The sequence below is a fragment of the Rossellomorea oryzaecorticis genome, assembly GCF_038405515.1.
Lineage (GTDB): Bacteria > Bacillota > Bacilli > Bacillales > Bacillaceae_B > Rossellomorea > Rossellomorea oryzaecorticis_A.
Genome location: NZ_JBBYAF010000001.1, coordinates 25675 through 47163, shown reverse-complemented (window position 1 = coordinate 47163; position 21489 = coordinate 25675). Strand labels below are relative to the sequence as shown.

The following is a 21489-nucleotide window of genomic DNA, read 5'->3' as shown; positions in this document are numbered from 1 at the left end:
TAATTCTCCTTTTTTTAAAGAGAAGTAAGGAGAGGTGTTCTCCTTACTCCCTGATAAATAATTAGTTTGTTTGTGAGTTTGCTTTTTTGTTAGTCTCTACAACACCATTTTTCATATCGCTGTCCTTTACATTAAGACCTCCCCATTGACGTGCTTCGAATTGGAATGTAATGTCTGCAGAGTCACCTTGGAAGATATTTTGATCATGTGTCCCATCTGAATTTGTATCATCATTACTTTCTACAAATTCAATTTTTATTTGTAGATTATCATCATCCCCAGGAATAACTGGTAAACCAGTCCATTTATCCGGATTGATGGTAGATACATTTAGTCGGTCTGAATTATCATCTATATAAACTTGGTTAATACTGTTATAAACAAGAGTTTTGGCTGCACTAATCATAGCGTTGGTAGCACCATTATCAATTTTATGTTGATCTCCTGCAACTGAATCGGATGCTAAATAAAAATCAGCTAAGGTTACGTTTGCTGTACTCGGAATGATATCTAATGGAAAACCACCCGCTCCACCTTCAGCTCCAACTTTAATTACCGATACTTTGAATTGCTGTAGATATTCAATTGCAGTATTATCTCCCCATGTGTCAGTATCACCATATCCTGCATCTTCTACTGTATCAGGAGCATAGTTTTCAAATTCAACCCCTTCTATTGACATAAGAACATCCTTAATCGCTAGGCTTCCAATATTGTCTAACTTGATTGTTCTTGTCATATGGTCGCCTGGCTTTAAATTAGAAATCTTAAAATCAATTGGACCATTACCAAGCTGCTTAAGATCCAAGTTTAACTCCCCTGCTCCAACTTTCGCTTGCACAGACTCAATATCATTAAAAGCAGCCCAAGTACCAGTACCAATTAATGATAGTCCCATTACAGCGGACATTGCTCCTAAACCTAATCTCTTTTTAATACTCATTTATATTCTCCTCCTATTGTTTGATTAATAAAATATCAGGCTATTTATTCAGAAATGTTATTAGAACGATCTTGGCCAGGCATTTGTGTAGCTTCAAATACGAATTTCAGGTTTGAGCTTTCGCCTTGGAATTTGTTTTGTTGGTGTAAGCGGCTACCCGAAAATGGAGTTGAATCCTCCACAAACTCTACCTTAACCTCATATGTTTTTTGAGAATTAGGCCCCGCTGCTAGACCAATTTCTTGATCGGTTGAATCTGTTAGTTCACCCACACCGGTTCCACTTACCAATTCCTCTAATGTTCCATCATAGACTGACTCTGTTTCTCCTTGAGGTGTAATTGTAATTTTAAATTGGGATAAGAAATCTTCTTGTGAATTTGTTGTATCCACTCCTGGGAACTTAGAGGCCAAATCTAATTCATCCTTATCTTCCCACTTATTCGGTCCTTCTTCCATTGTTGCATGTACGTTAATCTGGTTAATATCTAATGAACCATTATTGCTCAATACAAGTTCTTTTGTAAAATAATCCCCTGGCTTTAAATTTTTCACTACGAAGTCCATTGTAGTTGCTTCACCGACAACAAGATCCAACGTCCCTGCAGCAAACGTATTGGAAGTTTCCTCCACGTCATTAAACGCTGCCCAAGTTCCTCCACCAATCAATGACACACCAAGTGCTCCAGCCATGATGCCTAAGCCCATTTTCTTTTTAATACTCATCTAAAATTCCTCCCTAATAGTTTTCACCCTTGAATTGGGTATGTATGTGAACCCTTGAAAAAGGGACTCAACCTAAGAAACGATTTTTTCTGCGTCTTCTGGCTTTGCTGCTTCTTTCATTTTGGTTTCAAGTTCTTTAATCGCTTGGCGAATGGTCCAGCCTGCGTAACCAAGAAGAAGCACGCCTGGAACAATCAATAAGATGCCTGTTCCCAATGGAGAACTTGCCCATTGTAAGAAGTAGCCGATTAATGGAATGGTGAAGCCGCTGTATTTCGCTACGATGTTTTGCGATAGGACCGGGTTGGTGTCAGCATCCTGATTGTTATCTCCTTGTGTTCGATAAAAAGTATTGTCACCTTGCTTAAGAACTTCTATGATTCTATGAGTAACTACATTGGCTTCATCCTGCTGAAAGGTGATTACATCACCTTTCTTGAGATTTGTAGGGTTTTCTAACTTTTCTACAAGAATAAGAGATCCAGTTTTAAATGTCGGCTCCATTGATCCGGATAAAACTGTTTTTAGTTGATAACCAAACAATTCGGGTTCTCCTCCTGATGCCCTTGAAGACATCACAATGATGATCATTGTTAGTAAGAAAATAAACATTACGCCGTAGAGAATATTCGAAGTCCATTTCCACCATTTTGTTTTTGTCATTTTACTCTTCCTTTCCTCCATCTTTTGTACTTGGTTCTGTTGGTGATGTGCTACTCGTTTGTTCCTCTTCTGTTTCAGGGTCAGGTTCGACAGGTGGCTCTACTTCCTCATCCTTTTTATCATCATCTGCATTATCCTGACCCTCTGACTCTACTTCACTAGAAGGAGGCTCTTGGGCTGGTGCTTCTTGTTCTTCGGTTGTTTCTGTATCAGGAGTAATAGGGATCCTTTCTTCTTTTGTTTCTGTTTCACTAGGTGAAATTGTTTCATCCTTATTGTTTGATGTATCTTCAGAGGATTCTTGTTTTCGTTCTTCTTTTGGTGTTGCAAGTGGTTCTACACAATCTTTAACTTCGATAACCCCTTCATTCCACATATAAGAATATCCTTGTTCATCCGGTTGATTGTCCCCGGGGTGCCCGAGTGGTCTTTTTACTCTAAATTGATACTTACCATTTTCAGTTATTTTCTCTGAAACGAGTCTAGCAGTTCGATCTGATTGATTTATCTCATTTTTTGAAATGACCCCTGAATCGATTGCCTCCCCTATTGGTGTTTTACTTTTGGATACTTTAAATACTTCATACACCCATGTAGAGAAAATAATTTTATTTTCCCCTCTTGAAATATCAGCGAAAATCTTTCCGCATTGACCGCCTTTTTGCATTCCATCGAAACTTAAAGAACTTTTATCCCAGTCATCTATGTACCAACTTACATGGAGTGAGGCATCCTGTTCTTCAACATCATTGAATGCTGCATTTGTAAACGAATTAAGCTGTAGTGCAGATATCATCATGAAGTACCAGATCGTCAATATTTGGAATGCAACAAGAAAAGATCTATACCTACTCTTAAACTTTTTCAATCTAGTCACCCGCATGTTATCCCCTCTTCTTTAATGGATAATTATCTGGCATTGTTTTTTGCAAAGTACTTTTTGTTCTTTTTAAAGAACTCATAAGGCAAGTATATGGGATTTAAATACAGGAAAAAAGTCTCAAATTACTCCAAATGTTCTATAAAACAGTATGAATACGTTCTTTATTTCGAAATATCTCTGTATTTCTCACTATTTTGTTTTTTATAAAATACGAAATGTTCTATATAATGAATAAAAGGAACAAGGAAGGAATGAGTGAATTGGTAGGTGAATTATTAAAGCATTATCGAGAAGATCGAGGGATGACAATCAATGAACTTTCTCAACAAGCAGATATCTCTAAATCTTATATAAGCTCCATAGAAAGAGGATTACAAAAGAATCCCAGCATTCAAATACTACAAAAGCTGGCTGATAGTCTTAATATTTCACTTAATCAATTATTGCCAAAAAACTATGATAAAGAATTCTTCATTGATGATGAATGGCTGCAATTAGTTAAATTGGCAATTGATGAAGGATTAACAAAACAAGAATTTCTAGAATATATTCAATTTGTTCAATTTAAAAGGAGAAATTCAAATTGAAGTTTAACTTTTTCAAACTCATGAGTTTTTTCTTATTATTTGGAGGGTTAATATTACTGGGATACTCGGGCTATCATTTAATGAATCAGAAAATCCAAGAAGATAAAGCGTTGCAAGAGGCTAAAGAAGTTGTTAATACTTCTAGAAAAAAAAGTAATCTCGAAACAACTAATGCAGTTTCATATCATTATTCTAAAGGTGATGTAGTAGGAATTCTCACAATCCCTAAACTAAAAAAAGAACTGCCGATAATTGAAGGAACGGAAGAAGAAGAATTGGAAAAAGGAGTCGGTCATTATTCTGAAACCAACTTACCCGGTCAAAAGAATCGAATTTTTCTAGCAGGTCATAGAGACACAGTCTTCAAAAGCATGGGGGAAATTGAAAAAGGAGACACACTCAGTATTCAGATGGAATCTGGGACTCATCAATATGAAGTATTTGAAACGTTTATTGTCAAAGAAACCGACCTTTCAGTGTTACAGCCGACTTCTCCTGAAGAAATACTCACTTTATCTACCTGCTATCCCTTCGAATACTTATCAAGCACAGAAGAAAGATACATAATCAACGCCCGTAGAATTAATTAAGCGTAGAAGCACTTTGCCTCTACGCTACTTTTATTACTCGTCCTTATTATCCGCATCCTGCATATCGATGTCGTCTTCTACTGCATCTTCTTCAGGCGTGTTTGGATCTTTTGCTGGATCTTTGTCATTTGGAGTGTTTTTATCTTCTTCTGCAGGCTCTGTGTTATCGTTCATGCCGTTGTCTTCTTCCATGTCCATGTCGCCATTTTCTTCAACACCATTATCCTCCGGAGGCGGCTCCTGATCGTTCATGTTACACCCAACAAGAAGCATTGCTGCCATTGCTGACCCACTTAGGATCGATACTAACTTTTTGCTCATGATGTATAACTCCTTTCTACACTTGGATTGTTTGATGCAAGACCGTTATTTATGGTCTTTCGTGGTTAGCATTCCCTGAAAATTAATTTACTTGCATGGTTGTGATTAGTTTTTGAATTTTTGTTGGTAAAAGTATTCCCCTAAAACACCGCGTTATTTTACCTTTGAATGCCGCTTTTGATTTCCGTGCAAGACTTCGCTTTCCGCGGGCGGTTGGTGAGCCTCCTCGTCGCCGCGCTCCTGTGGGGTCTCACCTAACACGCTTTTCCCGCAGGAGTCTTCGTCTTGCACTCCAATCAAAAGCTGGAACCAGTTAACACCAACAAACAGTACAAACAAAAAAACCGGCCCCTCAGTGACCAAAACGTCACCTCGAAACCAGTTTCCCAAAAATCCTATTCTTCTTTCTCACCAAGTGCAAACATCATTTCCAGCTCACACGCCACTTCTCCGTCAACCGTTGCGATGCCTTTTCCTTTGCCGATTACGCCTTTGAAACGAATCATTTCGACCTCAAGCTTCAACTGATCTCCAGGCTTTACCTGACGTTTGAAGCGGCATTTATCGATACCGGTAAAGAAAGCCAAGCGGCCGCGGTTTTCTTCTTTCTTCAACATCGCCACTGCACCAACCTGGGCCAATGCTTCAACAATCAGGACACCCGGCATTACAGGGTAGTCAGGAAAGTGTCCGTTAAAGAACTCTTCATTTGCGGTTACATTTTTGATTCCAACCGCTTTCTTGCCTTCTTCGACTTCTAAAATTCGATCCACCAGCAAAAACGGATAGCGATGTGGAATGATTTCTTTGATTTCATTAATATCAAGCATCTTTTATGTACCTCCTGTAATATCTAGCCTTCCTTCATTGTACATAAATCCCGGGAAGATTGGAATAGCAGACAAAGGCCCGCCCTTTAGTGCATTAACACACTGAGGGACGGGCCTTCATAACTTATTTCTTCATCACTATATCAACTATATGCTGCCAGGTTTCTTTTTTGAAAACATCAGCCGGGTTGCCGTCCCCGATGACGCCGTAGCCAATCATGGCTCCGAGAGCAAGACTGGCCGCAAGAAAGAGAATAACCAGGAGGATTCTGAGCCAGATCGGAAGCATCCGTACGCGTACCCAGCGTTTGGGTGCTGCTTCTTTTTTCGGCTTGTCCTTCTTCTCAGCTTTCATTGATTCTCTTGTTTTCGCTTCTTGTACCAGTTCTTTTTCACTCATAGCTTAAGACTCCTTTTAGCGTATACCATTCACGAGGCCCATCATTTGATCTGCAAGCGATATTGAACGCGACTGAAACTGATAGGATCGTTGAACATTCAGCATATCTGTCATTTCTTTTCCGATATCGACGTTTGAGGATTCAAGTGAATTCTGTACCATTGAGATGCCGGTTCTGGCGCCGCCGGTCAAGTTGGTCAGCACTTCATCCTCACCGACTCCCAGCTGGTCAAAATTCTCAGGAAGACCTACTAGGTTACTTCCATATTGACTTAAGAATTGAGGTTTTTCAATGGAAACTATTCCTAAATCCACTTGTGATTCTTCACCATTCGGCGCTGAAATCGTGAGCACCCCGTTGTCCCCCAATTCAAAATTGGAGGCTTCCTCAGAAAACGTGATGAAATTATCATTCTCATCGAGGACAGGATGGCCGTTTCCATTCACAAGCATCGACTCGCCGTTCCCCATCGGGCTTACAAAGAACGCACCATCCCTGGTGTACCGGACAGCATTCGTATCTCCATCCTGAGAAAGGACCTTAAAGAACTGCCTGTCACTGGTCAATGCCAAGTCAAGCGACCGTCCTGTGGATTTCAGCGAACCTTGAGATAAGATCAACTGAGCCTGGGAAAGCTTCGCCCCCGTGCCCGCTCTTATTCCAAGTGGTGTAAGTCTGCCGATTTCCATGTCAGTCCTTCCCTGATTACGGACGTTTTGCACCATTAATTCAGAGAAAGTCGCCTCTCTCCGTTTGTAGCCGGACGTTTCCGCATTTGACAGGTTCTGGCCGATCATATCCATTTGTTTCTGCAATTGGCCCAGCGTATTCGTCGCTGTTATCATTGTCCGGTTCATGTCAATTCCCCTTTATTATAAGGTATTTCACGTTGGATGACTATCCGTTTACCCGCCCGATCTCATTTGCAGCTTTCTCCATGCTGCGGTCGTAGGCTTGAAGCACTTTCTGGTTTGCCTCAAATGCTCGGTATGCTGTCATCATGTCTGTCATTGTGCGGGAAGCGTCAACATTAGAGCGCTCAAGAAATCCCTGCTTTGTTGAAAAAACGACACCGTCTGCTTCATAAGCACTCTGAAGCGGTTCATTTCCTTCTGTTGCAAACAAGCCGTCTCCCTGCTTGACCATAAGGTTCGGATTCTCTGAAAAACCGATTCCAAGCCTTGCCGCAACCGCATCTTCCACAAGTATTTCTCCCGTATCTCCGACCTCAAAATCGTCGGTTTCCAACTGGATCCGCTCGCCATTCTCATCCAGCACATAATATCCGCTATTCGTTGTCAAAAAGCCGTTTCCGTTCACTGTCAGATTCCCGTTCCGAGTGTATCTGGGTCCATCCGGGCCTTCCACTGTCAAAAATACCGAGCCCGCCGCACCGGTTTCTTCATCCAATGGCATATTCCCATTCAGTAGTGCGATATCGGCCTTTCTGCCCGTTTCCTGCAAATCGCCCTGTAAAAAGTTCGGTGTGGTTTCCTGCATATATACGCCGGTATTTATTGGACCGACTTTTTGATTAAAAGGAATGGAAAGCTTCTTTTCAGTCGGGACCTGAGCCGAGTCCAACCGCTCTAAAAGCATTTCTGGAAAAGCACGCATCGATGCCTGGTCAGCCTTATATCCAGGAGTATTTGCATTCGCCATATTATTGGTCAGCATTTCTGTTTTACGCTGCTGCGCAATCATTCCGGTTGCCACTGTATAAAAACCACGAAACATACTTCCACCTCTTTACGAATTTGCTCTTCCATCCTACTATCGGACGAATTGGACTGCTTTTTATAAAAACCTCTATTATTCCAAAAAGTTCCTGTGACGTTAACCGATTTTTCTGCGTGCAATTCGATCAATGTTTTCAAGCATCAACCCTGTACCGATTGCCACACAGTCCATTGGGTTTTCCGCTTTAAAGACAGGGACTCTCAATTCTTCTGCAAGAAGCTGATCCATGCCGTGTAATAGAGCGCCTCCGCCAGTAATGATTACTCCCCGGTCGATGATGTCTGCTGAAAGCTCAGGAGGGGTTTTCTCAAGGACATTTTTAGCTGCTTGAACAATGACGGCAACTGATTCTTTGAGTGCTCCCTCAATTTCCTTAGAAGTCACTGTAATCGTACGAGGCAGCCCCGATACCATATCACGTCCGCGGATGTTCATTTCGTTCGTAAACTCTTCTTCACCTTCACGTTTGCTTGAGAACACTGTCCCGATATTGATCTTGATATCTTCCGCCGTCCGTTCACCGATCAGAAGCTTGTACTCTTTTTTGATGTAGTTCAGGATTTCCTGGTCAAATTTATCCCCGGCCATCTTGATGGACTGGGCCGTCACGATATCCCCCATCGAAAGGACTGCAACATCCGTTGTTCCGCCGCCGATATCGACAACCATATTCCCTGTCGGATTGAAAATATCCATTCCGGCACCGATTGCAGCGACTTTAGGTTCTTCTTCAAGATAAATTTTCTTTCCGCCGCTCTTTTCAGCTGCTTCCCTGATCGCTTTCTGCTCAACACTTGTAATGTTTGTCGGACAGCAGATCAAGATTCTAGGCTTCGATAAGAAACCCTTTACATTCAATTTATTGATAAAATGCTTCAGCATCGCTTCGGTTACATCGAAGTCTGCAATAACGCCATCCTTCAGAGGGCGGATTGCAACGATATTTCCAGGAGTACGCCCCACCATGCGGCGAGCCTCTTCACCGACTGCCAAGACCTTATTTGTATTTTTATCGAGAGCCACCACCGATGGCTCATTTAAAACGATCCCTTTTCCTTTTACGTGGATCAGGACATTCGCTGTCCCCAGGTCAATACCAATATCTTTCGCAAACATTTCGTGTTACTCCCTTCTTCAATACCACATCATTTATATGTCAGTTATTTATCGGTTTGTCATTACGTAAATACGATAAGGCAAAACTTTCACCTAATATATTATTTTACCACAAATGTGTCGAAAGAACGTATTCTTTGTCAAAAAAATGTATTATTATTGTTATTTATTTGAAAATATATTTTGTGTTGATGTTTTTTGTTACAGGGGCATTAATTTGTATGGCCATTGATTGACGCTGTTGATTTCCGTGGAAGACTTCGCTTTCCGCGGGCGGTTGGTGAGCCTCCTCGTCGCTGCGCTCCTGCGGGCAGAAAAGCGGAAGGGCTTTGTTCAGAGGCGGGTGGCATAAGGCGAATCGGCCACGAAGGCGTTCTTTGCCTTCTTGGACAAGTTGACTTATGACATATGCCTCTAAGCCCCGCAGCTAGACAGGTCTCACATTAGTCGCTTTTCCCGCAGGAGTCTTCGTCTTCCACTCCAATCAACTGCTGGAGAGGGTTAATATAATTATTAACTACTATCACTACCTTTGTTGACTGAGCGCTCGGTCAAACAATATTCTACTTAAAGAACGGTGCCTGGCACAAAACAGGCGATTTGTGCCTGGCACCGCTTTTCAATTGTACATCCTTTATAACTTTTCACCCCACAAAAATAAAAATACACCAAGCGCAACAATGCGTAGCTTGGCGTATTTTGATCAGCTGTGGAGCTCTTCTTTTTTGTATTTTTGCTTTGTGGCTTCTCCACCTCGTAGATGACGAATTGATTTATGATAATCAAGTATCGTTTTCACTTCATTTGCAAGCTCTGGATTAATTTCTGGCAGTCGTTCTGTTAGATCCTTATGAACAGTACTTTTGGACACGCCAAACTCCTTCGCAATGACACGAACAGTTTTCTTCGTCTCCACGATATACTTGCCAATCTTGATTGTTCTCTCTTTGATGTAATCGTGCACACCACTCGACCTCCCTAAATTGGATGTGAGAAGTGTGAAATGAGACTCGCTATATCATCAATGAAATAGTACAGACCGCTCATAGCGGCAGAAAGCTTATTTAATGCCACGGCTTCCTGATCTTACAACGTATGAACAGATTCTTCGGCTTTATGAAGTAGTAAAATGACGATTCCTCACCTCAAACACTCTCTATTTTGATAGGTTTGTATCATTTTATTAGCCGAGGTCCCCATATATGCACAAAAAAGACAATAAGGACAAGGTTTGGAGTGAATTTTCTGAAAATAAATCAGGCATATGCTTATTTACAGTGCCACACTCAATCCAGTCTGATCGAGCCTGGCTCAGATTCCACATTTTGAGCCTGGCTCAATAACAGAACATTGAGCCAGGCACCATCTCTCTCGGGGCAAAAAGCGGGTCAAGGTATCTGTCCCCTCGCCCCCGCCATCAATTCCGCCCCCTGCTTACCCGCAGCAGTTCCCCCCACGTATCAACCTTGCGATCACGGAGAAGCTCCAGCAGTTCCACAAACAAATAAGCTGTCGTCAGGGCGTCATTGACGGCACGATGCCGCGGGTACATCCGGGTGCCGAAAACTTGAGCATATCGCTCCAAGTCGCGCATGTCATAGGAAGGCGCCAGGAATCCGATGAGGTTGAGTGTATCGATACTTTGAGCCATTTTCAGGTTGGATCCTATTCTTTTCAGTTCGCTCTTCAGAACGAGCTCGTCAAAGCTTACGTAGTGTCCCGCCAGGCAGTCCGCTTTATTTTCACGCAGGAAATCAAAGAAATTGCAGATAGCTTCTTTTGCTGGAGGGGCTTCTTCGACATCCTTCGACTGAATCCCTGTCAATTCGGATATTTCCTGAGAAATAAGTCGATTTGGGTTCGAAAATGTTTGAAAGGTCACTTTGTCTTTAACGCTATAACCCTCCACTTTTACAGCACCGATTTCGAGGAGTCTATCTTCTGCGTTGACCCGGAATCCCGTCGTTTCAGTGTCAAACACAACGAAGTTTATGTCTTCAATTTTCCGGTTCATCGGAATCGAATCATATTCCAAGGGACACGTCATTTTCTTTTTAGAAAAAATGAATGTATTCACTTCCCTTCTATGCCAAAGAATAATGTGCGAGCATCATATTTTGGAATTCCCTGATCGTCTTTACACTGTGGTAGAGGTTTTCTTTTTCCCTCGTCGATAAAGTGGAAAGCTGAACAGTGTCCCCCTGCTTATTTCTCTTTAGCTCCATATACAGTTTCATCATTTCCTCAAATGCTTCTCTCAGGTCATCACTAAATCCAGGAGAGATTGATCCTTTCACCACTAAGTACTCTATTTTCTCAAGTGTTGAACCGGTAGTATTACCGTGGGCAAGATTCAAGATTTGCATAGCATGATGAAAGGGGAAGAGGATTTCTTTTTTCATTGAAAATTCCTTTCGCTGCATCCCCAGCAGGGAGCGGATCGATGAATGCAGAACGGGTACAGGTTTTGTTTTTTCAACCTGAGCCATTCTTACCAACAGAATTTTCGAGCTTTTTAACTGACGGCGAATGGTATCGTTAAAAGCGTCATTCAATTCCTCATCCCCGTCCAGGAATCGGAATGAAAAGAAGTTTTGTGCCTTTAACAGCGTCTCCTCAGAAGAGCGAACAGACCACTGCCTTGCTCTTTCTTCCCATTTATGCAAACTGCCTCTCCACGACGGCTCCGAGGACATCATATTGCCATCACACCGTCTCAGTCCAGCTTCCTCAAGCTTCTCCACCACTTTTTCGGAAAATAGCCTGAAATACTCTTCCGACTGCTCTCCTTCTTTTTCATAAACAAGGAAATGATCCTGGTCGGTCAGCATGAATTGTTCTTTTCTGCCGGCAGATCCCATTACATAAAAGGAAAAGCTGCACGGCTTGACTTTCCCTTCCCTATCAAGCTCCTCTTCCGCTTCTCTAAGGACCCTTCGATATAACCGGTCCAAGAGCCCTGACATAAAGTCCAATATATGAAAGGCAGGGGCATGTGCTTTCCATAGATGATGAAAGACCGGCTCGATGGTTGGTTTTATTTTATCAAGCGGGAATCCGTGATCATCAAGTTTATGCGTACTCGTCAAGGCACCAGTATGATTTGCCTTCATCACATCGTACAGGGTGATGATTCCCGCTAGCTTCCCCCTATCTGTTACGGGCAGATGCTTGATCGAATGGTCCAGCATCTCTGCCAGGGCTTCGTACAGATACGCATCCTTGCCGATGACGACAGGGTGGGCTGTCATCCCTTCCTTTACCTCATTGGTGAGGGGGATGTCCCCGGCAATGTATCGCGAGACGATATCCCGTTCAGTAAGGATACCGGCAATCCCTTTATTATCAAGCACCACAACCGAGCTCACCCGATTCACACCCATGATACGCGCCGCTTCCTGAACTGAAGCTCCAATATTCACGGTAATCACGTTATCAATCATGATATCTTTCACTCTTTTTAAAATGGTCGAGCGCTCTTCAAGGCCATAGGATGCACCGACCTGCTTTGATAAAGAGTAATAGATATCCTGAAGCCGCTTGGACGTTTCGTTCAATAAAAACTGTTTCAAGTGAGGATCTTCCCAGAACCCTTTCAATCCGCTGTATGGGACGAGGCAGAGCATGCTTTTTTCTTTCGCCTTCACCTCTACAGAAGCATAGAGCCCATCCTCCATTTCTTCCTTCTCCATAAAAGAATAGAGGGATGACAGACCGACGATCCCCCCTTCGGAAATGACTTCAAGAACTTCTTCTTTTCCATCCATTTCTTTCGGGACGATGACCTCTACTTCCCCTTCGACGACAAGGTAGAGTCCGCTGCGATTTTCATAGCTTTTCAGAAGTGTCTGGTCTTTGACCGAGGTTACTTTTTTACATCGTGAAAAAAGGGAAAGAGCTGTACTACGCTCCATCCCCTTGAAAAAGGGATGAAGCAGTACAGCTTCTTGAAAGATATGATCAGGATTTGAAGTTGACATCATCGTCCACCCAAATTTCCCCGTTTTTGAATGTCATTTGCTCTGGATAGCGAAGATCCGTAACCTCATCCTGAAGCTTTTGATCAGGCGCCTTCGTCATCAAGGATACGACGATATTGGCAATAAATCCGGCTGCTGCCCCGAAGACCCCTGCCCCTGTATCAATGATTCCGAATACGTTGACTCCGGCTCTCGCCATGAAGATATAGGAAAGCGTCACCGCTAATCCGACCAAGAGACCTGCAATGACACCTTGTGCGTTCGAACGCTTCCACCAGACTCCGAGAATGAGTGCAGGGAAGAAGGTACCGGACGCAAGTGCGAATGCCCACGCAACGATCTGTGTGATAACTCCCGGAGGATTGAGTGCCACTATTCCCGCGGCAAGCGTTGCGAGTACGATTGTCCAGCGCGCTACGGCAAGACGGTTTTTCTCCGTCGCATTCGGTCTGAATACGCGGTAGTAAATGTCATGTGCGAATGAAGAGGAAATCGCGATCATCAGTCCGCCTGCAGTCGATAAAGCCGCAGCCATCGCACCGGCTGCAACGAGGCCGATGACAAACACGCCAAGATTTGCGATTTCAGGTGTTGCCATAACGACGATATCATTGGAAATGACAATTTCTTTCCATTGTAAAACGCCGTCCCCATTCGTATCCGCTACCTGCAGCTTTCCTGTATCCACCCAGGAAGCCGTCCAAGCCGGCAGCTCACTGATCTTACTTCCTGCAACCTTCGTCATCAGGATAAAACGTGAGAACGCTGCATAAGCCGGAGCCGACAGATAGAGAAGTCCGATGAAAAGAAGTGCCCATGCCCCTGACCAGCGAGCCGCTTTCATCGTTGATACCGTATAGAAACGGACGATAACGTGCGGAAGACCCGCTGTCCCGGCCATCAATGTAAACATAAGTGCAAGGAACTGCCACTTCGTCCCGTTCGTAAATGGCGCAAAATACTCCGATACCCCAAGTTCCCGGTCGAGTTCACCGATCTTCCCGACAAGTTCACCGTATGAAATCCATGGAGCCGGATTCCCCGTGATTTGCAGGGACATAAATATGATTGGAATCAAATAAGCAATGATAAGGACGATATACTGTGCAACCTGAGTCCAAGTGATTCCCTTCATACCGCCGAATGCGGAATAAAATGCGATCAGTACGACCCCGATGAGTGTTCCCACCTTGGCGTCGATTTCAAATAGACGTCCGATAACGACCCCGGACCCTGACAGCTGTCCGATGGAGTAGGTGAAACTGATAATGATCGTACAAAGCGCGGCAATGACGCGCGCCGTATGACTGTTATAACGGTCTCCGATGAACTCAGGAACCGTGTAGCGTCCATATTTACGCAGCTGCGGTGCCAGTAAGAAGGTCAGTAACAAGTAACCGCCTGTCCAACCCATTATGTAGGCAAGTCCGTCATACCCGAGAATCATGACCGTACCGGCCAGTCCAATGAAGGAAGCTGCACTCATCCAGTCGGCCCCGATGGCCATACCGTTGAAGACTGGCGGTACACCGCGTCCGGCAACGTAGAAGTCCGATGTCGCTTTCGCCTTGTTGTAAACCGCTATCCCGATATACAATGCAAATGTTGCAAGAATAATAGCTGTTGATACGATAAACTGTACATCCATTAACCGATTTCCCCCTTATATGCGCTTCTCTATTTCTGTTTCCTCTTAATATTAGAAATTAATGATCCAGCGTTTTCCCATAACTTATCTGTTCATTCTTGCTTTCATCTATTCCATATTTCCGGTCAATGCGATCAGACACGACGGCATTCACATAAAGCAGGATAATAAAGATCAGAATGGACCCTTGTGCTCCCATGAAATAATGGAACGGGAATCCATTGAATGTAATCGACGACAAACTTTCAGCGAAAAATACCATGACGAATGAACTGATGAACCAGATGACAAGGTATAAGGCCATAAAACGGTTTTTCTCTTTAAAATACTGATCCGCTTTTGCACGATCAATTTTCTTCATATATATCCCCCTTTTTATCTTAAACTGAAGATGAATTTCACTGTTTCAAAAAATGGCATCGGGACGAGAGCGATTTGAATGATAAAGTACACAAACATGGTTAAGAACGGCAAAACTAAAAATACAGCCCTTTTTTTCTTTATCGCGAAGACGATGCTGGCTCCCGTGATCAGAAGCAACGTGATGAAATAAACCAATCTTTCACCTCCTATTATGTAAACGTTGTCATCAATAAATATAAAATATTCTGAAATTTTATTCGTGACCTCATTATCATTTATGTGGAAAAGCTTTTTCAATAAAGAAATTCCGACAATGACTCTTTTTCACGCATGAAAATTCTTTATCTGTTTTACAAATATAAGAATTTTCAATAAATTATTACGTTATCATGTTATGAGGACTGATTAAATCATTCTACTGACATAATGTATGTATGTCGAAGTTAGTCGAAACTTTTCTCGTTAGGAGATTTTCCATTTGTACGTCTGCTTATTTTCAAATCGAGGTCACTGAGCCGCTGGACTCGTCCCAAAAGGCCCATAACGCAAAAAACTGACCGGCGTTGGCCGGTCAGTCCGTTTATTATTCTTGATCTTCTTTACTTGTATCAGCGTTTGATTCTGCATCTTTATCTTCTGCATCTGCATTAGACTCTTCGTCTTTTTGCTCAGCGTCAGATGGGTTTGCGTCCTGCTTTTCTTCGGCCGCTTCACCTTCAGCACCTTCTTCAGCTGCTGCGTCTTCTTTCGCTGCATCCTCTTGTGCCGCTTCTGGCTGATCGCCGGAAACCTTCTGCTCATCAAGCTTTGCTTCTTGAAGAGTGGCAAGAGACTTATTGAAATAATTGATTGGATTGACTGCTACATTGTCTTTGCGGATTTCAAAGTGTACGTGTACACCTGCATCTTCATTGAATAAAGATTTTCCGGCTTTTGCAATTTCTTGACCTTGATCCACGACATCCCCGACAGCTACTTCAAAATCTTTTACTGATTGGTAACGAGTGACAATACCCTTACTGTGTTCGATTTCGATTGTGTTGCCCAGTAATGAATCTTCTTGAACCTTTGTGACTGTTCCACTCATCGCAGCAAGTACTTTGAATTCTTTTCCAGCCTTCGAGATATCGATCCCTTGGTTTGGATAGTACATGTTGCCATAGACGACTAAAGCGGCTTCCTGTTCTTCGGCAGAAGTTTCAGCATCGTAGAAGTTTTTTTCGATGACTGTGTCTTCCGGACTTGAAACAGGCATTACGAAGTTTTCCAGTGAACGATTGACTTCTTCAGCAGGCTGATTGAACTCGTTATCAGTAGGAACATCATAGCTGTAATCCTCGGCATTCTCGTTCGCATCATTTCCTGCCTGGTACCACAGAATCCCTGTGATAATGATTGCTGCACTTGCTAGATAGATTGCTGGGTATGCCCAACGTCTTTTCAAAAATTTTGGAGAAGTGTATTTCTTTTCTTCCTCTCTCATTTTCATCACCTCAGCAATCATTCTGAACAGAATTCTGAAAATATATACACATGTCCAAAAAAATTTTTAATTCTTATCTTTCGACAAACATGAATGAAATATGTATATAAGGTCAAACTTTTTTCTCGAATCTTCATAGAACTGCAATATTTATGGGGTGGGTGAACCGTTTTCACGTGATACAATGAGTAAGTATTTTTCCTATTAATATGAATTGAAAGGACGATAGACTGTGAAAACATTGCTTAAATACGCCCTTACAGCTGCGCCTTTTCTATATATGATGCTGATCTGGATCCTCTCCAGCAACCCCGATGATGCGGTCATCCGCTTTCCTGATAGCTATTGGGATCGTTTTATAAAAGAGTCTCTCCACTTAATTGAGTTTGCGATACTTTATGGATTGTTTGTGCTGGCACTGCTGGCGAACGGCTTGCTCCGTTACTCATTTAATTTTACTGTGGCATTGATCGCGATCTTTTATGGATTTGTCGATGAGATCCACCAATCATTCGTTCCATACCGGTCGGCGACGATGATTGATGCAGCGAAGGATTTGATCGGGGTGACCGTTTTGTTCTGGGTAGTGAATCGGACATATTTCAGGAATCCGGATCATGTGGTGACTAGGTGTATGAAGAGAATTGAAGGGTTTTTCAATTAAAAAAAGATGGATTTCCCGAGTTGGCGGGAATCCATCTTTTTTTGCTTGGTTTAGTGGGCGGCTGCACCTGGTACAGAGGAGAGGATTTGTACCTGGTGGAAGAGCCTTGATTTGTACCTGGTACAAATCGGGCAGCGTGTGCCTGGCACAATCCGGGTTAATTGTGCCTGGTACAAACCAGACCATTTGTTCCTGGCACAAACCGGTCCCTTTGTTCCTGGCACAAAACCGCCTATCTGTGCCTGGCACCAGCCACCCAAGCAATCGGGCACCGGAGAATCCCAGCATCAATCCCTACCGCTGCGCCGTCACCTTCTGCAGCAGTTTATCAGAAGTCGTAATATCCACGCCTTTATAATAGTGGGTCACGATTTCTTTATAATCCTTCCCTTCCTTCGCCATCCCATTGGCGCCGTACTGGCTCATGCCGACTCCATGCCCGTAGCCTTTTGTTGCGATGACGATGTGATTGTCTTTTAGGTACCAGGAGAAGTCAGATGATTTAAGCCCCAGCATATCTCTTATTTCACGGCCTGTGAATGACTTCCCGTTTATATCGACATTTGCGACTCGTTTTCCTTCTGTCCGGGAGGTGATCGTGCCGACTGAGCCGTCCTTCGATAATTTAACACCCAGTTTTTTCTCAAATTCCGTTATAGGAATGATTTTTTGATCGGTGAACTTCGGCGAGTTCTCATCCCACGGGCTTTTCACACTCCGCAGGTATGGGATTTCATTTTGCCAGTAGGCTTCTGAGTTTTCCGTATATCCGTTACTGGTCGAGAAGAAGGCTGCTGTGATCGGTTTACCGTCGAATGTCAGGACCTGCCCCTTCGTTTCCAGTACAGCTTCTGTAATCTTTTCAAGCTTCCATTCAGCTTCTGGACCCCAGAGGACTGTTAACTCGGATGGATTCTTGAATACTTGATGTGATATCGTATCGGTGACGTCCGCTCCCTCTGGTATAGATGAATCTTTTGTCATCATTTTATTGACGATGAATGTCCGTGCTGCAAGCGCCTGTGCCTTTAATGCTTCTTTTTCAAAATCTGCAGGCATTTCACCAGCTACCACTCCTACTACATACTGCTCTAATGGCAGCTTCTCGATCACTTTCTTGCCTGACCGGTAGACAGCCACCTCAACTGAATCCGCGAGCTCCTCGATCCCGGGAGCGCCCTCCAGTTTCTCATTTAAGTTGGTTTTTTCTTTGTCCGATGAAAACGGAAGCACTAGCAGAGTGGGTACGATAAAGATGATGCAAATGAAGATTGAGAAGACGATCAGTACTGGTTTTAAATGCGTCATGTTCGCTGCCTCCAATGAAAGATTAAATAGGATAGTGCCTATGCACACTTCTCCATTCTTTTTCATATGTATGGTAGTGGACAAGCTTTTATGATTGAAATTTGTTTGGTTTTGACTGAGATTTTATTTGGTCTTTGTCTTCGATGCTGAGTTGAAAATAAAATGGTGAAAGTTGATGGTAAAGAGAGGAAAGTTGAAAATAAAACAGCTAAAGTTGATCGGAAAACGTGAAAAGTTGAAAATAAATCGTCCTAGTGTAAAGATTCCCAGTCTAGTCGATCAGTCAATCTCATTAAAATGTTGAACCCGATAGTTTAGAGAATACGTTTTTTAATGAAATTGAGTAAAAAAACGTTTATATTCCTAAAAAAATCTCTTTACTAATAAAAAATAGCAACCATTTATAAAATAGATACATCAACAGACACCAATAATCTCATTCTGGAGCAGGAAATTCAGATTTGAGCCGGTCACGTCTGTCCCTTGAACAGCTTTATTATCGATAATGAACATTTTATTATCGAAAACGTGAGATTTATTATCGAAAACCACTTTTTATTATCGAAACCGTTTTTCCCATTATCAAAATTCCAGGGTTATTAATGAAATTATCCGTTTCAAGTTGATTTTCAAACACTATTATCGATAAAGCAGGTTTATTATCGAAATTAAAATCAAAACCGAACATCAACCACCACCCAGGACCCAATCCACCACATACTCCCCACTAACACACAAAAAAGGCAAGCTTCCCAATAAAGAAAGCTTACCATTTTTCATTCTATATGTTATGCGTCTTTCAGCATGCTTTGATCTGAAACAGTTGTATCGGTTTCTTCCATTTCCTTTACGCGCTCGATGTCAGCACCGATGCCCGCAAGTTTCTGGTGGAAGTTTACATAGCCGCGGTCCAAGTGCTTGAGTTCGGTTACACGTGTGTATCCGTCAGCGACCAGGCCGGCGATGGACAACGCAGCTGCTGCGCGCAGGTCCGTTGCTGCTACTTCAGCACCTTGAAGCGCAGTTGGGCCTTGCATGATGACAGAACGGCCTTCAATCTTGATGTCGGCTCCCATGCGGCGGAATTCTTCCACGTGCATGAAGCGGTTTTCGAAGACTGTTTCTGTGAGTACACTTGTACCCTCTGCTGCTAGAAGAAGAGCCATCATTTGTGACTGCATATCCGTTGGGAAACCAGGATGAGGCATTGTTTTGATATCGACAGATTTCAGTTTATCTGGGCCGATGACACGCAGGCCTTCTCCTTCGTCAATGATAGTTACGCCCATTTCTTCCATTTTTGCTACTAAAGAAGATAAATGTTCCGGAATCGCACCTTTTACAAGGACGTTTCCTTTTGTGATGGCCGCAGCCACCATGAATGTTCCCGCTTCGACACGGTCAGGAATGATGCTGTGCTCTACACCGTAAAGTCGTTCAACACCCTCGATGCGGATCGTTCCAGTTCCTGCGCCTACTACGCTTCCACCCATTTTATTGATAAAGTTTGCTAAGTCGACGATTTCAGGTTCTTTTGCAACGTTTTCAAGGATTGTCGTCCCGTCGGCAAGGGCTGCTGCCATCATGATGTTCTCGGTGGCACCCACGCTTGGGAAATCGAGATAAACCTTTGCACCCTTCAATCTTCCGTCAATTTCTGCTTCGATGAATCCGTTACCGACCTTTACTTTGGCTCCCATTGCTTCGAAGCCTTTCAAGTGCTGGTCAATTGGTCTTGAACCGATGGCACATCCGCCTGGCAGTGCCACACGTGCTTTACCCGTACGGCCAAGAAGAGATCCCATTACAAGTACGGATGCACGCATTTTGCGAACATATTCGAATGGGGCTTCTACAAATAACTCCCTTGATGCATTAACGACAACTTCATCATTATGAAACTCAACATCTGTATTTAAATGACGTAATACTTCATTAATCGTATATACATCGGAGAGTGGTGGTACATTTGTAATTTTACTATTTCCTTCACTTGCTAATAATGTAGCAGCGAGAACAGGTAAAACGGCATTCTTTGCTCCTTCAACTTGCACAGTACCGCTTAAACGCTGACCGCCGCGGACGATAATTTTTTCCAAGAGTATTCCCCTCCGCGTCCAATTTCTCTATATTAATATTCAATCGTCAGGATGGGTGTGCCAAGAACAAAGGTTGTCTTGGTGCCCATTCCACTTTTCCGTAGACCTAGTTGTATGTTCATTTCGCTATTTTTTGTTGGTATTGACCGTGACATTTGCTTCGAGTAGGCGGAAACGGAATGGAAATCTTCTTCTTCCAGAGATTCCGTTTCGGTTGCGTCAAGAATCGACATCATTTCGACGGCCTGATTCGACAAAACTTCCTCAAGCGTATCATTGAATTCGCCTTTTATACAAGAGAAAATCAAAGGTTTAGTAGTAAAAATGATTTCCATGTTTGGGATAAACTGTTTCTTGAGATATCTTGATGTATTTTCTCCCATCGATTCCTGATTTCCACGGATCTCATACATAACGTACGAAACCGAATGTGCATTTCCGAGGGTATGTTGAAGCTTAATTGTTTCTTCCCCGTGAGAAGTCTTGCGAGTCCCCACAACAATTACCTCTTCACCCTTCTCTTCTGTCATCCAGTTGAAATCAGAAAAAGTTTCTTGCATATTCTTACTATATTGGGCAAATCCTTTATTCGTGAAGCTTTTTACATTTTCTCTTGCATATAGAGACCATTCAGTAACTTCACCGCTCGTTTGAGAAATGGCTTCATCAAGCTTTTCGATGTCTAATAATTGATTGGCTTCGATAGTGTTCTTCCCATTTATGACAGGCAGGAAACCTATTCCAACAAAAAAGATTAATAAAATGTAAAAATACCGTCCCATTTTGCATTCCTCCCCTTAGGTAAAAGTCTTTCCTTTACCAGAGAGAACATACTTATAAAATGTCGTCATCTTTTTACAATTTTTTGTTGTGGGACTACCCTTCATGCAATTGAAAACTGTTCTGCATCGAGTGAAGAATTTTTCAGATGGTCTTCTTTAAAAAGCAGCTTGATCCAATTCACAATTTTAGTGGAGATTACTTGTCAGAGGTAAAAAACAATATTCTTTAAACCTGCAGCTTAGTTATTCCGGTGAAAATGAAAGCGGATTCAGCTTGAAACTTTTTCACAAACATGCAAACACAAAATTAATATTACTCAAAACAGGCCTCAATGAACACATGCAGGAAGTCCTATTTTTTGT

General features: G+C 42.7%; 23 protein-coding genes and 1 pseudogene. 3 read left to right on the top strand and 21 right to left on the bottom strand.

Features of this window, described 5'->3' with window-relative positions; genetic code table 11:
• Positions 1–61: 61 nt before the first annotated feature.
• The 4 genes from AAEO50_RS00265 to tapA all read right to left on the bottom strand — a co-directional run bounded on the left by AAEO50_RS00265 (position 62) and on the right by tapA (position 3208).
• Positions 62–943: a TasA family protein gene (locus tag AAEO50_RS00265; RefSeq protein ID WP_341979185.1), complete on the bottom strand. Its 882-nt coding sequence runs from the start codon at positions 941–943 to the stop codon at positions 62–64.
• A 44-nt stretch (positions 944–987) separates the two neighbouring features.
• Positions 988–1668: a TasA family protein gene (locus AAEO50_RS00260; RefSeq protein ID WP_341979183.1), complete on the bottom strand. Its 681-nt coding sequence runs from the start codon at positions 1666–1668 to the stop codon at positions 988–990.
• 72 nt (positions 1669–1740) lie between these two features.
• The gene (sipW, locus tag AAEO50_RS00255) at positions 1741–2331 is read right to left on the bottom strand and encodes a signal peptidase I SipW (protein WP_341979181.1); all 591 of its coding nucleotides are present in this window, start codon (positions 2329–2331) and stop codon (positions 1741–1743) included.
• A 1-nt stretch (position 2332) separates the two neighbouring features.
• A complete protein-coding gene (tapA, locus tag AAEO50_RS00250) occupies positions 2333–3208 on the bottom strand; it encodes an amyloid fiber anchoring/assembly protein TapA (RefSeq protein ID WP_341979179.1) in 876 nt (291 codons plus the stop codon).
• Positions 3209–3465: 257 nt separating this feature from the next.
• Here tapA and AAEO50_RS00245 point away from each other — a divergent pair, with 257 nt between their 5' ends.
• Both AAEO50_RS00245 and AAEO50_RS00240 read left to right on the top strand, forming a co-directional pair.
• Complete coding sequence (locus AAEO50_RS00245) at positions 3466–3801, top strand: helix-turn-helix domain-containing protein (RefSeq protein ID WP_341979177.1); 336 nt, start codon at positions 3466–3468, stop codon at positions 3799–3801.
• 80 nt (positions 3802–3881) lie between these two features.
• The gene (locus AAEO50_RS00240; RefSeq protein ID WP_341979175.1) at positions 3882–4391 is read left to right on the top strand and encodes a class D sortase; all 510 of its coding nucleotides are present in this window, start codon (positions 3882–3884) and stop codon (positions 4389–4391) included.
• A gap of 33 nt (positions 4392–4424) precedes the next feature.
• On the opposite strand, the gene AAEO50_RS00235 is transcribed toward AAEO50_RS00240, so the two are convergent.
• From AAEO50_RS00235 to AAEO50_RS00170, 14 genes and pseudogenes are all read right to left on the bottom strand, one after another.
• Positions 4425–4712: a hypothetical protein gene (locus AAEO50_RS00235; RefSeq protein ID WP_341979173.1), complete on the bottom strand. Its 288-nt coding sequence runs from the start codon at positions 4710–4712 to the stop codon at positions 4425–4427.
• A gap of 82 nt (positions 4713–4794) precedes the next feature.
• A pseudogene (locus AAEO50_RS00230) lies at positions 4795–5012 on the bottom strand (hypothetical protein).
• Between the two features lie 95 nt (positions 5013–5107).
• Positions 5108–5542, bottom strand: a complete 435-nt coding sequence (fabZ, locus tag AAEO50_RS00225; protein ID WP_341979171.1) for a 3-hydroxyacyl-ACP dehydratase FabZ — start codon at positions 5540–5542, stop codon at positions 5108–5110.
• Between the two features lie 124 nt (positions 5543–5666).
• Entirely contained in the window at positions 5667–5942 is a 276-nt protein-coding gene (locus AAEO50_RS00220; RefSeq protein WP_341979169.1) for a DNA-directed RNA polymerase subunit beta, read from the bottom strand.
• 15 nt (positions 5943–5957) lie between these two features.
• Positions 5958–6800 (bottom strand): flagellar hook-basal body protein, encoded by an 843-nt coding sequence (locus tag AAEO50_RS00215; RefSeq protein WP_341979166.1) that lies wholly within the window; start codon positions 6798–6800, stop codon positions 5958–5960.
• 40 nt (positions 6801–6840) lie between these two features.
• A complete protein-coding gene (locus AAEO50_RS00210; RefSeq protein ID WP_341979165.1) occupies positions 6841–7680 on the bottom strand; it encodes a flagellar hook-basal body protein in 840 nt (279 codons plus the stop codon).
• A 99-nt stretch (positions 7681–7779) separates the two neighbouring features.
• Complete coding sequence (locus AAEO50_RS00205; protein WP_341979163.1) at positions 7780–8799, bottom strand: rod shape-determining protein; 1020 nt, start codon at positions 8797–8799, stop codon at positions 7780–7782.
• A 703-nt stretch (positions 8800–9502) separates the two neighbouring features.
• Positions 9503–9763 (bottom strand): sporulation transcriptional regulator SpoIIID, encoded by a 261-nt coding sequence (gene spoIIID / locus AAEO50_RS00200; RefSeq protein ID WP_032086905.1) that lies wholly within the window; start codon positions 9761–9763, stop codon positions 9503–9505.
• A gap of 453 nt (positions 9764–10216) precedes the next feature.
• Positions 10217–10846 carry a 3'-5' exonuclease gene (locus tag AAEO50_RS00195; RefSeq protein ID WP_341979156.1) on the bottom strand — a complete coding sequence of 210 codons (630 nt, stop codon included), beginning with the start codon at positions 10844–10846 and terminating at the stop codon, positions 10217–10219.
• A 37-nt stretch (positions 10847–10883) separates the two neighbouring features.
• Complete coding sequence (locus tag AAEO50_RS00190) at positions 10884–12779, bottom strand: DUF294 nucleotidyltransferase-like domain-containing protein (RefSeq protein WP_341979154.1); 1896 nt, start codon at positions 12777–12779, stop codon at positions 10884–10886.
• Positions 12760–14427, bottom strand: coding sequence for a sodium:solute symporter family protein (locus AAEO50_RS00185; protein ID WP_341979152.1), 1668 nt, complete (start codon positions 14425–14427; stop codon positions 12760–12762). The genes AAEO50_RS00190 and AAEO50_RS00185 overlap by 20 nt, the downstream gene beginning before the upstream one ends.
• Positions 14428–14485: 58 nt before the next feature.
• Positions 14486–14788, bottom strand: coding sequence for a DUF4212 domain-containing protein (locus AAEO50_RS00180; protein ID WP_341979150.1), 303 nt, complete (start codon positions 14786–14788; stop codon positions 14486–14488).
• 14 nt (positions 14789–14802) lie between these two features.
• Positions 14803–14985: a hypothetical protein gene (locus tag AAEO50_RS00175; protein ID WP_341979148.1), complete on the bottom strand. Its 183-nt coding sequence runs from the start codon at positions 14983–14985 to the stop codon at positions 14803–14805.
• Between the two features lie 388 nt (positions 14986–15373).
• Positions 15374–16234 (bottom strand): M23 family metallopeptidase, encoded by an 861-nt coding sequence (locus AAEO50_RS00170; RefSeq protein ID WP_341979146.1) that lies wholly within the window; start codon positions 16232–16234, stop codon positions 15374–15376.
• A 271-nt stretch (positions 16235–16505) separates the two neighbouring features.
• Here AAEO50_RS00170 and AAEO50_RS00165 point away from each other — a divergent pair, with 271 nt between their 5' ends.
• The gene (locus tag AAEO50_RS00165) at positions 16506–16937 is read left to right on the top strand and encodes a VanZ family protein (RefSeq protein ID WP_341979144.1); all 432 of its coding nucleotides are present in this window, start codon (positions 16506–16508) and stop codon (positions 16935–16937) included.
• A gap of 294 nt (positions 16938–17231) precedes the next feature.
• Here the strand turns inward: AAEO50_RS00165 and spoIID are convergent, their stop codons facing one another.
• The 3 genes from spoIID to AAEO50_RS00150 form a co-directional block, all read right to left on the bottom strand.
• Positions 17232–18245: a stage II sporulation protein D gene (gene spoIID / locus AAEO50_RS00160; protein ID WP_341979142.1), complete on the bottom strand. Its 1014-nt coding sequence runs from the start codon at positions 18243–18245 to the stop codon at positions 17232–17234.
• A gap of 788 nt (positions 18246–19033) precedes the next feature.
• Positions 19034–20344 carry a UDP-N-acetylglucosamine 1-carboxyvinyltransferase gene (gene murA, locus AAEO50_RS00155; RefSeq protein ID WP_341979140.1) on the bottom strand — a complete coding sequence of 437 codons (1311 nt, stop codon included), beginning with the start codon at positions 20342–20344 and terminating at the stop codon, positions 19034–19036.
• Positions 20345–20376: 32 nt separating this feature from the next.
• Positions 20377–21126 carry a YwmB family TATA-box binding protein gene (locus AAEO50_RS00150; RefSeq protein ID WP_341979138.1) on the bottom strand — a complete coding sequence of 250 codons (750 nt, stop codon included), beginning with the start codon at positions 21124–21126 and terminating at the stop codon, positions 20377–20379.
• Positions 21127–21489: the final 363 nt, after the last annotated feature.